General features: G+C 59.2%; 9 protein-coding genes. 4 read left to right on the forward strand and 5 right to left on the reverse strand.

Annotation, left to right across the window (positions count from 1 at the left end; translation table 11 throughout):
* Nucleotides 1-291 precede the first annotated feature (291 nt).
* Nucleotides 292-6333: a Spy0128 family protein gene (locus AC1ATL_RS00885; protein ID WP_476567778.1), complete on the forward strand. Its 6042-nt coding sequence runs from the start codon at nucleotides 292-294 to the stop codon at nucleotides 6331-6333.
* A 160-nt stretch (nucleotides 6334-6493) separates the two neighbouring features.
* Nucleotides 6494-8194 carry an isopeptide-forming domain-containing fimbrial protein gene (locus AC1ATL_RS00890; protein WP_476567780.1) on the forward strand — a complete coding sequence of 567 codons (1701 nt, stop codon included), beginning with the start codon at nucleotides 6494-6496 and terminating at the stop codon, nucleotides 8192-8194.
* Nucleotides 8195-8409: 215 nt separating this feature from the next.
* On the opposite strand, the gene AC1ATL_RS00895 is transcribed toward AC1ATL_RS00890, so the two are convergent.
* Together AC1ATL_RS00895 and AC1ATL_RS00900 are read right to left on the reverse strand one after the other, a co-directional pair.
* Nucleotides 8410-8865: a PIN domain-containing protein gene (locus AC1ATL_RS00895; protein ID WP_476567782.1), complete on the reverse strand. Its 456-nt coding sequence runs from the start codon at nucleotides 8863-8865 to the stop codon at nucleotides 8410-8412.
* Complete coding sequence (locus AC1ATL_RS00900; RefSeq protein WP_432622634.1) at nucleotides 8862-9131, reverse strand: FitA-like ribbon-helix-helix domain-containing protein; 270 nt, start codon at nucleotides 9129-9131, stop codon at nucleotides 8862-8864. Before AC1ATL_RS00900 ends, AC1ATL_RS00895 begins: the two co-directional genes overlap by 4 nt.
* Before the next feature lie 278 nt (nucleotides 9132-9409).
* Between AC1ATL_RS00900 and AC1ATL_RS00905 the strand changes: the two genes are divergently transcribed.
* Nucleotides 9410-10777, forward strand: coding sequence for an ATP-binding protein (locus tag AC1ATL_RS00905; RefSeq protein ID WP_432622632.1), 1368 nt, complete (start codon nucleotides 9410-9412; stop codon nucleotides 10775-10777).
* A 173-nt stretch (nucleotides 10778-10950) separates the two neighbouring features.
* A complete protein-coding gene (locus AC1ATL_RS00910) occupies nucleotides 10951-12015 on the forward strand; it encodes a glycerophosphodiester phosphodiesterase family protein (protein WP_476567785.1) in 1065 nt (354 codons plus the stop codon).
* A gap of 192 nt (nucleotides 12016-12207) precedes the next feature.
* On the opposite strand, the gene upp is transcribed toward AC1ATL_RS00910, so the two are convergent.
* The 3 genes from upp to AC1ATL_RS00925 all read right to left on the reverse strand — a co-directional run bounded on the left by upp (nucleotide 12208) and on the right by AC1ATL_RS00925 (nucleotide 15034).
* Nucleotides 12208-12849, reverse strand: coding sequence for a uracil phosphoribosyltransferase (gene upp, locus AC1ATL_RS00915; protein WP_476567787.1), 642 nt, complete (start codon nucleotides 12847-12849; stop codon nucleotides 12208-12210).
* 309 nt (nucleotides 12850-13158) lie between these two features.
* On the reverse strand, nucleotides 13159-13944 hold the full coding sequence (locus AC1ATL_RS00920; protein ID WP_476568344.1) for a hypothetical protein: 786 nt from the start codon (nucleotides 13942-13944) through the stop codon (nucleotides 13159-13161).
* A 1-nt stretch (nucleotide 13945) separates the two neighbouring features.
* On the reverse strand, nucleotides 13946-15034 hold the full coding sequence (locus AC1ATL_RS00925) for an NUDIX hydrolase (protein WP_476567789.1): 1089 nt from the start codon (nucleotides 15032-15034) through the stop codon (nucleotides 13946-13948).
* Nucleotides 15035-15041: the final 7 nt, after the last annotated feature.

Below are 15041 nucleotides of genomic sequence, written 5' to 3' on the forward strand. Positions count from 1 at the left end.
TGCCGGACAGACGTGCCGAATGACTGTGAGCGTTAACGTTTTCACCCCCCCCCTCTCGTTTACCGGGGGGCGGAGAATTTGTCGTGGACACACCGATGGTGTATGCTTCCGACCATTCGTGCTGAAATATAGGCAGACAGGCGCGGATAGGCAAGGGAATTCCGTATTGCGTGTAGACGGTACGGCAAAAGATGAGGTTGCGCGGTGAGGAAGCGTTCTTGTTTGATGCGGGGTCATACAAGGGGGGTACTGGCTGCGCTGGTGCAAAGGTTTGCAGGGGTGTGTGCGCCCTTGGCGCCGAATCGTTTCGTTGCGGCCGTGGTGGCCGCCGTGCTGATGCTCGTCACAGTGCTTATCGCGCCGTCGGCCCAAGCCAACGACACCTCGGACGTGCCGTACAACAACCATGTGGTGAAGAACACGGTCAGTCCGTCCGGCACCTCCATCGACCTGTTCGACTACTGGGTGCAGCCGTACCATACCGCGGATAGCAACGACCTATACGACCAGTGGAGTCAGCGCATCAACAACGGCAAACAGCTGAAATTCACGTATAGCGGTTTCGGCACTTTTGGCCAAAGTATCAATGCATGGACGCAAAGCGCCCGACCGAATTTCGGCATCGTCCAGAACACCCTGGTCAACGGGTACCCGCAGCTCGCGGCCGGCAAGCAGTATGGTTCGGGTGTGACGACCGACGGCACGCAGTCGCTCGACTATCTGTTCGATCCGGAAAGCACGGATTCGGCCACGAAATACCGCAAGACCTACACCAATCTCAAAGGCCTGCTCCAGCTGGAGAACGGCTATTACACGTATGACAGCGCGAAGAACTTCGCCGCGTTGGTCACCGACACCAATGGCGATACCAACGGCGACAACCAGGTGGTGGTGTATGACACTCCGAGCGTGGGCTTCTTCCCGCTCAACAACGCCGATGAACTGTTCGCCGAAAGGAACGGCCAACTGACGAAGAAGGTCACGGGTATGAGGGACGCGGTGCTGAACCACTATTTCGGCGTCCACTCGCAATCCGACTTCATGCAGCCGATAAACGGCTTGGTCAACGGCGAGGACATGACCTTCGACTTCACCGGCGACGACGACGTGTGGGTGTTCGTCGATGGCGTGCTCGTGGGCGATGTCGGTGGCATCCACAACACCTCCGCCTTGAACATCAACTATCGGACCGGCGTGGTGACGGTCTCCGACGGCGGCAGCAGCCAGTACAAGAAAACCACCATCCGGCAGGCGTTCGTCGACGCGTATGGCGAGGATTCCGACGCGTTCAAATCCGTGGAATGGTCTTCGACCAATCCGAACACGTTCGCCGACGGCAGTTACCACACGCTCGACTTCTTCTATCTGGAACGCGGCAACAACGCCTCCAATATGAAGCTCAAGTACAATCTCGCCGACATTCCGGAGAACAACCTGGTCAAGCTTGACCAGCAGGGCAACCGCGTGGCCGGCGCCGGATTCGAGCTGTACAAGGCAGGCAGCGACTACTCCTACACCGCCGCTGGTCTGATCAGCAAGGGCGTCACCGACAAGGACGGCGTCTACAGGTTCACCAACTACGAAACCGGCAAACCGGTGAACTTCGCCGATTTGGCGCGCAACGGACGCGGTATTACGCACTACGTGCTCAAGGAGACCAGCGCTCCGCCCGGGTACCGAAAATCCAAGGATATCGACCTGCGCTACCAGATCAGTCCCAACGGCGAAGGCCTGCTGCTGTGCAACAGGGAAACCCAGAAATGGAACGATGGCGCATGGTCGGTGGCGCACGAGACGCTGACGTTGGCGAACGGCACCACGGTGTACGACATGAACGGCAATGTGCACGACGCCTCGCAGGGCAAGGTGTTCGCCGTCATCCTGAACCGGCATAAGACCGCGGGCGGCACGTTGCAGAACGATGAATGGAACGCCGTCTCCGGCAGCGCCTTGCAGGGATGGAACCTGTCCGAATCGAAGGTCGACGGCGTTGAATCGGTCGTGAAGCTGGCGCAATCCGACGCGAGCAAGAGCACGAACTACCTGCATTTCCTCGGCAAGGATTCCGAAGGCAAATACTCGACGTATATCCCCAGTCTGCCCGGCGACCTGTTCACGTACTACTTCATGCGCAGCGAAGCGGATCAGGCTGATTCGCTGTACGCGATGGGTCTGTACTACACCATGGCTGATACTGCGGCGGACATTACGGCAGAGAACACCATCCGTCTCGACATGGATGATTCAGGCAAGCACAGCAACCAGTTCATGCGCAGCTTCGGCGTGCAGATCGCGGTCACCGACGTGCGCAACGCGCCGATCGTGCAGAAGGTTGACGACGCCGGCAATCCGATCGAAGGCGCGAAATTCGGCCTGTATGCGGCCAATCAGGTCAGCGCCGACGGCAAGAGCCTGCTCGAAGGCGCCACGCCGTTGCAGGCCTGCGTCACCAAGGACACCGATTATCCGTACCATATGGACGGCTCGTGCATGTTCGCGATGAAGGGTTCCGAAGCGGACGGTGTTGCGGGCAGCGGCGTCGACCTTGACAACGGCACGTACTACATCAAGGAGATTGAGGCCCCCGGCGGCTATGAGATCAACGATACGTTGGCGAAAGTGCTCATCACTGATGATGGCATCTTCGCCGACGCCGGCAGCAAGGACGACGGCATATCCACGCTGACGCATATCGGCACGCTGAACGAGGTGTTCAAGCAGTTCGCCGCCAACCGAGACATCAATCGCACGCTCTCCGACCTGCGTGTCACGCAATTACGGTGCGCCGACGAGCAATGCGTGACCAGCGACGGCTGGAGCAAGGCCATCGACGGCGAAAACGAGAAGGCCGTCAACGTAACCTGGACCGGCGATTTCGACAACGGCTACTACACGTTGGCCGACCAGAGCATCATGACCGACGACGGTTTCGTCAACGACACCGGCTGGACGAACTTCAGCGTGGCGCAGTCGCCCGACACTTCGACCAGCAGCCGTGGTGCCAGGTTCGAGCTGCGTAATTCCGAGCTTTCACACCTGTTCACCGGCGCCACCGTGGTGCGCGTGCAGGATCAGCGCAAGGGCAGCCTGTCACTGACCAAGAAGGTCACGATCGGCGAAGGGTATACGGCTCCCGACGATATGGATACACGCGCCTTCACTTTCGACATCACGCTGAATGCCAAGGATGCCGCCAAACTCCAGCAGGACGGCAAAACCGACTACTACTATGGCGTGATTTCCGGCGGTGCCGGTGAAGATGTTACGGCGGATCAGTCGGTGGTGCTGAAGCTGGAGCGTGCAAGCGCCGATGCAACGTCCGGACAGCTCGTCCGTTGCATCGCCGAGGGCGATACCGACGAAGCGAAATGCACGACGACCGAGCCGGTGAAGCTGACCAATCGGCAGACGCTCACCATCGCCAATATCGCGGACGACGTTTCGTATTCGATTGCGGAAAAGGATTTGCCGACCGGGTATTTGCTTGACCAGGCGAAAACCAGCGGACTGAGCGGCACCATCAAGCGCAGCTCCGGTGCCGCACAGGCCACGGTGGTCAACCAATATCAGCCGGACAGCATCACCATGCCGGCGAAAGACTTCGTGCAGGTGCACAAAACCGTCGCAGGTTTGCCGGAAGGCACTTCGTCCGCCAAATATCCGTTCACGTTCCAACTGCGGGCCGCGCAAGGCACGCCATTGCCATCCTGTGATGTGGCGAACCGGCTTGCCGGGGCATGCTCCATCTCCAGTGTGGACGGCAACGGCAACCATACGATGACGAAGACGCTGACCTACCAGGCTTCGGCAGGCGCATCGCAGGACATGGCATTCGGCGATATCACGTTCACCAAGCCGGGAACCTACACCTACCAGCTATCGGAGGTCATGCCCGCCACCGATGCGCTGGAGGGATTCAACTATTCCCGTGCGCAGTACGTGGTGACCGTCACTGTGACCGTTGCGGACGGCACATTGCAGGTTGCTGGAACCACCGTCACGAAGACGCATGACGATTCCGGAGCTGCCATCGCCGACACGACTACCGTAGCCGGTAATGTGGCCGAATTCACCAACAACTACAGCAAGGATCCGCGTGCGGTAACGTTCTCCGCCACCAAGAATTACAACGAGAACGGCTATCCTTACCAAGCCGGCATGTTCAGTGCCCATCTGACCGCGATCGGCAGCTTCCTGACGGCGGGCGGAGATCCGGGTACGGTGGCCGCGCTTCCGAACAATGCGGATACCGTGCCAATGCCCGTAGGAGCAGGTGCAGCTGGCGTGAACGCCGTCTTTGATGATTTCTATACGGCGAACTTCCCGCAGGTCTCCTTTAATGGCAACACCGGCGACAACACGTACGTGTACAAGGTGATGGAGAACACGGACACCGTGAAGGACGCCGGTACCGCAATGACCTATGACGGTACGGCGTATTACGTGTTCGTGGCGGTGACGGTCACCAATGGCATGGTCAACGCGAAGATCACGTATTACAAAGACGCGAACGGAGCGCTGCAACGGGTGAGTGCGCCTGCGGGCGATTCATCGACTGCCATCCAGTTCACCAACACCTATCATGCGTCCGAGGTTTCCGCTGTTCCGGCAGGTGCAAAGACTTTGACCGGCCGCGCACGAAAGGCCACTGATTCCTTCGCCTTTACGCTCAAGGCGGGCGACGATGCGACCAAGGATGCCGTGACGTCAGGCATGGTTGTGGGGGCGAGCTGCCCAGGCACCGGCTGCACGTCGGATGGTGTGCTCGCCAAGGCCAGCACCACGAACGTGACTGCCGATTCGGGCAAAGAGGAGCCGTTCGCCTTCGACGCGCTTACCTTCCGCAAGGCGGGAACCTACGTCTTCGACATCACCGAGACCGAGGAGAAGGCCGGCGGCATCACGTACGACGGCCACACCTCGACGGTCACCTACGTCGTGTCCGACATGGACGCGTCCGGCAAGCATATCGGTACGCTGCAAGTGCAGAGCGTCACGTACGACAATCGCAATGCATTGACCGATGCCGACCGGAATATTACGAATGCCGCCGCCTTCACGAACGTGTATTCGGCATCGCTGAAATATGCGGGATTCGACGTGACCAAGGAGCTGAACAACAGCAACGATGGGTCGCGCGCACTGTATGCGGGGGAGTTCACGTTCCGCATCAGCGGTACGGACGATGCCTCGGAGCAGCGCATCGCGGCGGCGACCTTCGCCAATGACCGCGAGTTCTCCAACGGTGCTGCGGAACCGACCGAGAACGGTGGCCGCCGTGCGAAGAACGTCATGCAGAACAAGCTGTCCGATCTGGTGTTCACCGAAGCGGACGCCGGCAAGACCTACGAGTTCAAGATTGTCGAGGTGGCGCAGCACACGAACCCGAACACCGGCAAGACCAACACAAAGCCCGATGCGGACTACAAAGCGCCGACCGGAGAGAACGCGAGCGATGTGAAGATCGATGGCGTCTGGTGCAAGCAGTGGGCGTACTATGTGCGGATCGCCGTGACCGACAAGGGCGACGGAACGCTTGGCGTGACGTCCACGCTGTCGTGCTACAAGGGCCGCAACGCCGGCACGAAGGCTTGGGAGCAGACGGTTAACGGCAACACCAAGGTCGGCAATACCAAAGCTAATGCCATCCTGTTCACCAACACCTACGAGAAGCTGAACCCGACGGTCGTCACGAACACTGCGGACTCGGCCCCGCTGTACAAGCAGCTGGCCGGGCGCGCGTGGAGCGACAGCAGCAAGGACAGGTTCACCTTCACGCTGGAGCGTTGCAACTACAGCGCCAATCTCGGCGCGTTCAGTGACGCCGGCAGCATCTCCTGCACGACGAACAACACAACGCTGAACGCGATGCCGACGCCAACCGGCGGCACGTCGGTCACGGTCGGCAAGAACGATGTGGTGCCCACCGCGGCCGGCGACTTCGCCAAGATCGGCTTCGGCGAGTTCAGCTTCTCCACGCCGGGCGCCTACGTGTACAAGGTGACGGAAAACGCTGGCTCGGATCCCACGCTTTCGTATGCCACGAACGTACGGTATCTGCGATTCCGCGTCGAGGAGGACCAGATGAAGGGCGTGTATTCCGTCATCGCGACCACGCCCGGATACGATGCGCCGACGGCCACCGACGTGAACGACGGCGCCGCGTTCGTGAACGTGTGCAGGGGCGCGGAGCAGCTGCCGCTCACCGGAGGCCTGACCACCAGGAACTTCCTGATCGGCGGCGGCGTAATAGGTGTATTGGCTTTGATTGCAGGTTTTGCAGTCCACGAATGGTGGCTGCGGCAGAAGCGGAAGGAGCAGTTGCTGGAATAGGCGGGTGGCCGCCGGAGCCTTCGCGGCTGACGGTATTCACCCCCAAAACTGGTCCGGGCAATCCAACTGATGCCCATAACCAATCCATAAAAGATGTTGCCGCGTCCGGAACGTTCCGGACGCGCACGGAAATGTAAGGAATACAGAAGAAGGAGATCTCATGAAAATGAGGAAACTATTGGCAGGCATCGCCGCCGCGGCGACCCTGCTCGGCTGTGCCGTACTCGGCACCGCCTCGGCCTCCGCCGATGGCACCGAGTCGATCACGATTGTGAACGCGCAGCAGGGCCACACCTACAAGGCCTACCAGGTGGCCACGTTCTCCAATGTGCAGTTCGGCAGCGATGGCGAAACCATCACCTCCATGGATATCGATACGGTATCGAACGACAATCTTCAGACTGCATTGAAGGAGGCCATCGAAAAAGCTGGTCAAACGCTTCCGACCGAATATCAGGACAATCCGATGGCGTTCGTGGCAACGTTCGATGCTGACACGGCGCGTAAGTTCGCGGATTACTTCAAGGAAAATACCATCGGTCTGGCGGATGCCTCGGATACCAAGGTCATTGCAGATAATGGCTCGGCTCCGAATGCAGCCGTCCTGAACGTTCCCGAGGGCTGGTACCTTGTAACCGACAGCGAGAATGGTACCGACTTCAGGACCGTGCTCGTAGCCTCCACTGTGCAGGGCAAGACGAAGTTCAAAACTGTGCAGACCAAGGAGCAGACCGCGCTCGATGGCACTTTGGGCTCCTTCTATGTGAAGAACGAGAATGCCCCGCTCACCCCTGAGAAGCACATCTATACGGACGACAGCTACACCAACCTGAAGAACACCAAGTCCGTGAATATCGGCGACACCCTGCACTACCAGGTGCGTACCTCCGTGCCGAAGGCTGCGAACGGGCGTGACGATTACACGATCACCTTCAAGGACACTGCTTCCAATGGTCTGCAAATCAATAAGGACAGCATCACCGTGTGCCACAAGGCCAAGGATGCCGCTGCGGGAGCACAGTGCACGGCCGTCGGCCCAGCGAATGTGAACGATTCCTACGTCGGCAACGCCAGCAGCGAGACCGTCACCACCGTTGTGGTGTCCGGTGTCTCCAAGTATGTTGGGGACTATGTGTTCCTGCGCTACACCGCCACGGTGACCGCTGACGTGTTGGGATCCGACGGTACCGGCCGTGTGCTGCACAACGAGGCGACCGTGAAGCATGCCGACGGTGCTGAATCCGAAGCCGGCGAGACCACCCAGTACGTGGGCGACCTGAAGTTCTACAAGTATGGCATGGAGAACAACGAAGAGGCCAAGCTCTCCGGCGTCAAGTTCACCGTGCATCGCGGTACCGATCCCACGGCTTCTACCGACAATGCCGATCTGAAGTTCTCGCTGGTGAATTCCAGCGTGGCTGGCGTGTACAAGTACGATCCGGTCAACGGTTCAGCGACTATCTCCACCGGTGAAGGTGGCGTGCTGCAGCTCAAGGGTCTTGAGGAGGGTGACTATACCTTCGTGGAGACCGAGCCGGCCATGGGGTATGCCAAGAACTTCATGCCGACGTTCTCCGTGAACATGAGTATTGCTCCCAACAGGGGAGTCCCCTCTGATACACCGGAGATCGCGAACCCGCTGACCACCTACAACAACGGCTGGGGGCTCGCCAGCAACTGGACCGATTCGACCGATAATTCCGAACGTGTCAAGGTGAAGAACGTGAAGTCCATCACGCAGCTGCCGCTCACCGGTGGCGCGGGCATCATCCTGTTCTCCGTGATCGCGGCCCTGCTGATCGCTGTGGCGGCCATCGTCACGGTGAGGATCCGTTCCGTCAAGCGCGAGCTGCAGGACTGAGCTAGAACTAAGCTGAGCGGACATTCGGAATAATCGAATGATCGCAGGCGAATCGCTTACCAGGGCGGTGCACATCCCCACGGATGCGCACCGCCCTTTCGTTTTGCTTTGCCCACGTTTGCTTATCGTGCGCGCGCCTTTGCGATATACGGAAAATCTTTGCATGACAATTGCCATGCAAGCCGGTGCCGCTGAATCGCGCAACTCGATGCGCCTTACTCCACATGCCCCTGAAAATCCCAAGGATCAACCAGCAGCACGCCGACTCCCTCGAAATCCTTGATATTACGGGTCGCCACAACGCAGGCGTTGGCCTTCGCCGTCGCCGCGATCTGCGCGTCCGCGAAACCGGTCGGCCTGCCATTGCGCTCGCGCATCGCCAGCATCGCGGCGCAGTTGAGACTTGCCGGCAGATCGAACGGCAGGATGCGGCTGCCGAACGTGGTGAGCAGGCGCTCCAGCGCCTGTTCCAACTGCCGTCTGCGTCTGCCGTCGGGAAGCCGTTCGATGCCATAAAGTAGTTCGGTGACGGAAATGACGCTGATGAACGTCCGTGAAAGGTCGAGTGACTGCAGGAAGTCGAGCACGTGTGGATCGCAGTCCCTCTTCATTGCCTCCGAAAGCACGTTGGTGTCCAGTAGATAACGTCGTGCGTCGATGCCGCCATTCATGAGACGTTCACCGGTTGCGGACCGTCCTCATCGTTCCGACGTGCCGGAAGATTCAACTCATCATCGCGCAGGCCGCCATCCAAATCGGCGCGGATTTGGCTGAAGAAATCGCCGGCCGTCACTATGCCGTGCGCAACGTAACCGGCGGTGTAATCCTCCAGAATCGACCGCACCTCGGCCTCCGTGGACCGTCCGTGGTCGTGCGCCGACTGCTTCAGCTGTGCCAGCACGTCGTCATCCAATCGACGGATCGTGATTGAAGCCATCTCCGCTCCTCTCGTATCCGAATTCTCATAGTGATAGCATAATGCTATCACTATGATTCAACGCAATGCAAAACTGTGCTTTCGTACTATGGGATGTCTTCGAAGTTGGCGCGATGCGGGTTCGCAATCGGTGGACTAAAGTGCAAACTTCCCATTTCGTGTATGAAACGACGCATAGAAACTTTCCATTTCGTGTATAAAACCATATCCACAAACTTCCCATTTCGTGTAAAATTAAGGGTACAACAACTCTCCATTTCGTGATTGGTGGTAGAAAAATGGCTATATTCCAACGAAAGGCATATGCAAAGCTACTGAATTGGAAGCATACCTCCAAGGGCAAGTCCGCCATGCTTATCGAAGGGGCCAGGCGAGTTGGCAAGAGCACGTTGGCGGAGGAATTTGCCAGCAATGAGTATTCGGGCCACCTGGTGCTTGATTTCTCTCAGGTTTCGGAAGACATCAAGGATTTATTCCGCGCATATCGCACGGATATCGATACGTTTTTTATGTATCTCAAGGCATATACCGGTGCGAAACTTCCTGAGCGGGATTCGCTGATTGTGTTCGATGAGGTGCAGCGATTCCCACAGGCTCGCGAGTTCATCAAGCAGTTGGTGGCGGATGGGCGATACGACTATCTGGAAACTGGTTCGTTGATATCCATCAAACGGAACGTGGCTGGCATCCTCATCCCGTCCGAGGAAACGTCAATGCGTTTGGGACCTTTGAATTTTGAGGAGTTTCTACGCGCAACCGGTGAAGAAGCGATTATCGAACCCATTAAGGATTCCTTCCAGACCTTGAAGCCAATGCCGGATGCGTTGCACCGCAAGGCCGAACGGCTGTTCCGCGAATACATGCTGGTTGGCGGTATGCCCCAGGCGGTCAACGCATTCAACGAGAGCAAGGATTTCGGCGTGGTTGACACCGTTAAACGAGAGATTCTGTCGCTATACCGCAATGATATTTCCCAGTTCGGGCAGACCGATGCGCCACGGATTGCCCGTATTTTTTCTACCATTCCCGGGCAGCTATCCCGGCATGACAAGCGGTTTAAGCTCGCTTCGCTTGAGTCCAGTGCGCGGAGCCGTGAGTACGCCGACGCGTTTTTCTGGCTGTCGGATGCATGTATCAGCAGTACCTGTTACAACGTTGACGATCCTTCCGTTGGGCTGTCCGCAAGTCTGAATGAGAGTTCGTTCAAATGTTACATGTCCGATACGGGATTGCTGATTTCGCAGCTGTTCGCTGACAATGAGTCGACTCCACATGAACTGTATCGTGATTTGTTGTTAGGCAAATTGAATGTCAATGAGGGGATGTTCACGGAAAACATTGTGGCGCAGCAACTGGCGAGCAATGGGCACAAGCTGTTCTTCTACGCCAAACGGGATGACAAGAATAGTGCAAATACCATGGAAATCGACTTCCTGATGTCCCGTGGATATGACGACGCCGCTGGACGTATGCGTATCTCGCCGATCGAGGTGAAATCCTCCAAAACGTATCAGGCGCGGTCGTTGGACAAATTCAAGACCAAATTCGGCAAGCGGGTGGGCACGCGCTTCATTCTGCACCCCAAGCCGCTTTCCGTCGATGGTGATATCTGCCGTTTGCCGTTGTATATGGCGTTTTGCTTATGAATGTGATGATGTTTGGCGTGGTGAGTGCTCATTGTCTTACGCTCGGAGTGCCGGCGAAAACTGAATAATCGGTGAAAACGTGAGCGAAAAAGGCCGAAGTGGGCTACGCTCGTAGAAGATGGCTTGCCGCGTAACGGGACGCGGCGGGCGGGCCGATCGCAAGGAGGATGCCCATGTCAAAGTCGTTTCTCAAGAAGGCGCTGCTCGGCGGCGCCGTGGTCGCGGGTGCCGCTGTGTGGGCAATCGCCCCGCGTTCCTTCTCCGACAAGCGCCGCAACTATGTGCCGGCCATTCCGGATGTGTGGTATGCGCACCGCGGTCTGCATGACGCCGGTTCCGGTCTGACCGCGCAATACGCCGACGAAAGCGGCGAATACGTGGCGCTTGCCCGTCGCATGGCCATGAAGGCCGGTTATGGCAGCCCGGACGTTTCCGGCGTCATTGCCCCGGAAAACTCGCTTGCCGCCTTCGCCGCCGCCTGCGAGGCCGGTTATGGCATCGAGCTGGATCTGCAGATGACGCGCGACGGCGAGGTCGTGGTCGTGCATGATGGCGATCTGATGCGCGTCGCCGGCGATCCGCGCCGCATCGCGGACCTCACCTACGATGAGCTGACCCGCATTCCGCTGTTCCCGACCGACGCTCCGGGCGCCTGCAAGGCCGCGCCGCTGCCGTTGGCGTTGGAGGATCCGCCGCTGGTCACCACCCCCGACAATGCTCCGGAAGGCTATTACCAGCACGTGCCGCTGTTCTCCGATGTGCTCAAGGTGGTGGCCGGTCGCGTGCCGCTGATCGTGGAATACAAGTTCGACGACAATTCGAAGTGGGATCCGCGCGACGTGGAGCTCATGGAGAAGGGCGACGCGCTGCTGCAGGCCTATTCCGGCAAATACGTGATCGAGTCGTTCAATCCGGCGGCCGTGAACTGGTACAAGGAGAACCGCCCGGAAGTGTGCCGCGGACAGCTGTCCTGGTGGCCGGAAGGCGATGAGAAGCCCGCCGATCCGGTTGCGCTGGGCAAGGAATATGCGGCCGGCGCATTGGTGTTCGACTGGATTTCCCGCCCTGATTTCATCGCCTACGATTGGAAGGGCGGCAACAGCCCGCAGATGAAGCTGGCGCGGTTCATGGGCGCCATGCCGGTGTCGTGGACGGTGCGCAGCCGCGACGAATACGCGCAGTGCGGCGACCAGTTCGACCGCCACATCTTCGAAGCGTTCGTACCCGACGCGCAGTAGCGTCGGCTGGCATACGGCTGTATACGGCTGATATGGCCATATACAAACGGCGGTGCCGGACGTGCGGTCCGTTTCCCGGTTTCGGGTTGCGGCCGCATATCCGGCACCGCCGTTTTTGTGGATGTTGGATTGGGCTCTGCTGGCATCGGAACGGGCGTTTTCAGCCCGTAACGACGCTTGCGCAATGGATGATCAGTCGATCACGCCATACAGACGATCGCCCGCATCACCCAGGCCCGGCACGATGTAGCACTTGTCGTTCAGCTTCTCGTCGACGGCGCACAGCACCAGCTTGAACTTGATGGACGGGTCGAGGTTCTCCTCGACAAACTTCAGACCTTCCGGAGCGCCCAGAATGCACACTGCGGTGATGTCCTTGGCACCGCGTTCGGCCAGGTAATGGGTGGCCGCGACCAGCGTGCCGCCCGTGGCGAGCATCGGATCGATCAGGAAGCACTGACGGCCGGTGAGGTCCTCGGGCAGACGGTTCGCATACGTGATCTGCTGGGTCGGGTTCTCCTCGTCACGCTTCATGCCCAAGAAGCCGACCTCCGCGGACGGAATCATCTTGGTCATGCCGTCGAGCATGCCGAGACCCGCGCGCAGCACAGGCACGATGATCGGAGCCGGCGAAGCGATATGCTTGCCGACCATGGGAGCGACCGGGGTTTCAATCGGCTTGTCCACGACTTCGACGTCGCGGGTCGCCTCGTAAGCCTCCAGCATGACGAGCTCGGAAACGAGCTCACGGAAGGTGGAGGAAGGAGTGTTCTTGTCACGAAGAACGGTGAGCTTGTGGTCCACCAGCGGGTGGTTCAAAACGTGAATATCCATGGCTTCTAAGCGTAGTCCATAAACCGTATGCCGGGAAACGCGTCGTTTTGGCTTGGGATGAGGTTGTGGATCGGCCTAAAGTCCGGAACAAAGTTCTGGTTTTGAGCGAAAATTTGGTTTGGCGCAAATCAGAAATCGACAATTCGAAAAAGAAGAAGGAATGCGCCGAACCACGAAAGCGCCTGTCGGCGCAAAGGCCGCTCGCAGCGGCAAAAAATGGAGCCCGGGGCTATGCATGGCCCGACGCGAATTCCTATTGTAGCGTCGATTCGGACGCTGTGGGTCGTCGTGTCGCGGTGACTATTTCGATCATTCCAATCGTCCACGTTTCCACAGATTCGCCCCATGGCGGAAATCCTTGGCCGTGGCGAACAGATTGCCCGCGGTGTGCATCAGCCGTGCGGCTTTCGCACGTGCGCGCTTCTCAACGGCGGAAATCTGATCAGTGGAAACGGCCGCCGCGGAAGATGCCATGGAAGAAGCTGCGGCAACGGAAGCTGCCGAATCGCCGGAAGTGCCGAACGAAGCCAGCTTGCGTGCCTCGATGCGCAGGCCCAACGCGACCACGTCGGTGAAGGCCGCGGCCCGTTCGAGCGCAACCGCGAAATCGCCGGTGAACGCGCCGGCCAGAATCGAATCGGCGGTGCGGGCGATATCGTCCTCCGTCGGCGCCTGGTCCACGCCCGCGATCGCGGATGCCGTGGTGGCCACCGGCTCGCCGATGCGCCACAGCCGGGCGATCGATTCGCGGTTCTTCCGCATCCACGTGCGCAGCAGGTACAGCCTCCATAGAATGCCCGGCAGTGAATCGGGATCGGCATGACTCCACAATTCGGCGATCACATCCACACCTTCGCGGTCCACCAGCGTCAGCACACGTTCCACCAACTCAGCGCTCTGCGTATGGTGCACGCGGTCAAGCAGGGCCGCCGCCGAAGCGTGGCTCATCTCGCTGATCTGCGCCGGATCCGCGCCTCCCGCGATGTTGTCGGCCATCATCTGGTCGAGCTGGCCGGGGCGCGCCGGACGCGGCGAACCGGTGTTCGTGAAACCGGCGGAACGGCTGGGAATCACTGAGCCTGAACCGTAGTGCATGTTAGTAGACAATGGGTGCGACCTTCTGGATGTCGATGATGCTGGGGCCTTGCGGAGTGTCGATGATGAACAGTGCCATCGCCGTTCCGGTGGGCATGAACGGCGATTTCGCGATGAGCTGCTTGGCGAGCTGCTTACGTGAGCAGAGTCCGCGCAGATGGTCGTACATGCCGCCGATGACCGGACGATGCATGCAGATGGCCGTGGTTTCGCGGCTGCTGAGTGTCCGCATGATCTGCTCGCGGAACGCCATCCACGCGATGGCCGGATGCTCGGCGAACGCATCCTCCGTCAACGCGTCGACGTGCTCCATCGGCCGTTCGCTCTGCCAGCTGAGCACCTGCAGCGTCTCCTGGCAGCGCAACCATGGTGACGTTGCCAGGCGGGTTGGGTTGAAGCAGGCGAGCTCGCGATTGAGTGCGAACGCCATGGCTGCGCCTTTCGGCGTGATCGGACGGTTCGCGTCGGTGCCCTTCCACGATTTGCGTGATTCCGCCTTGGCATGGCGTACGATCAGCAGTTTCTGCGCCCGTGCCGCGCCTTCCTGCACGCGGTCCACGAACACGGCGAGCGTTTCCTTGTCCGTCGAATGCGTCAGAATCTTGCGCGCCTCGCGTAGCGAAACCCAGACGATGTCGTTGATTTCGCCCACGTCCGCGCGGTGCACCGGCCCGAACGCGTCCAACAGATGTTCGGCGTCATCGGCGGAAATCGATTGCGCCATCCAATACAACGTATGCTTGGTGTCGACCGTGCAATCGCGCGAATGGCGGGTTTTCTTGCCTTCCTCGGAAAGCGGGTATTCGACTTCGCACAGATACGGTCCGAGCGACACGGATTCGCCCGTCTCCTCGCCGATTTCACGCACGGCCGCGTGCCGATGCGTCTCGTTGGGCTCAAGCTTGCCCTTCGGCCAGCTCCAATCGTCGTATTTCGGACGATGCACGATGCATACTTCGATGCTGTCGAGCTGTTCTTCGGTCGATCGCTGCGCCGCGATCGCCGGATTCGCCGCGATATCGCTGTCGGCCTTCCATCGCCATACGATGCCGCCGGCGGCCTCCACGACCCGTCTCATCTTTTCGCTCATGTTTTCC

It is taken from the genome of Bifidobacterium sp. LH_743, from assembly GCF_056355775.1.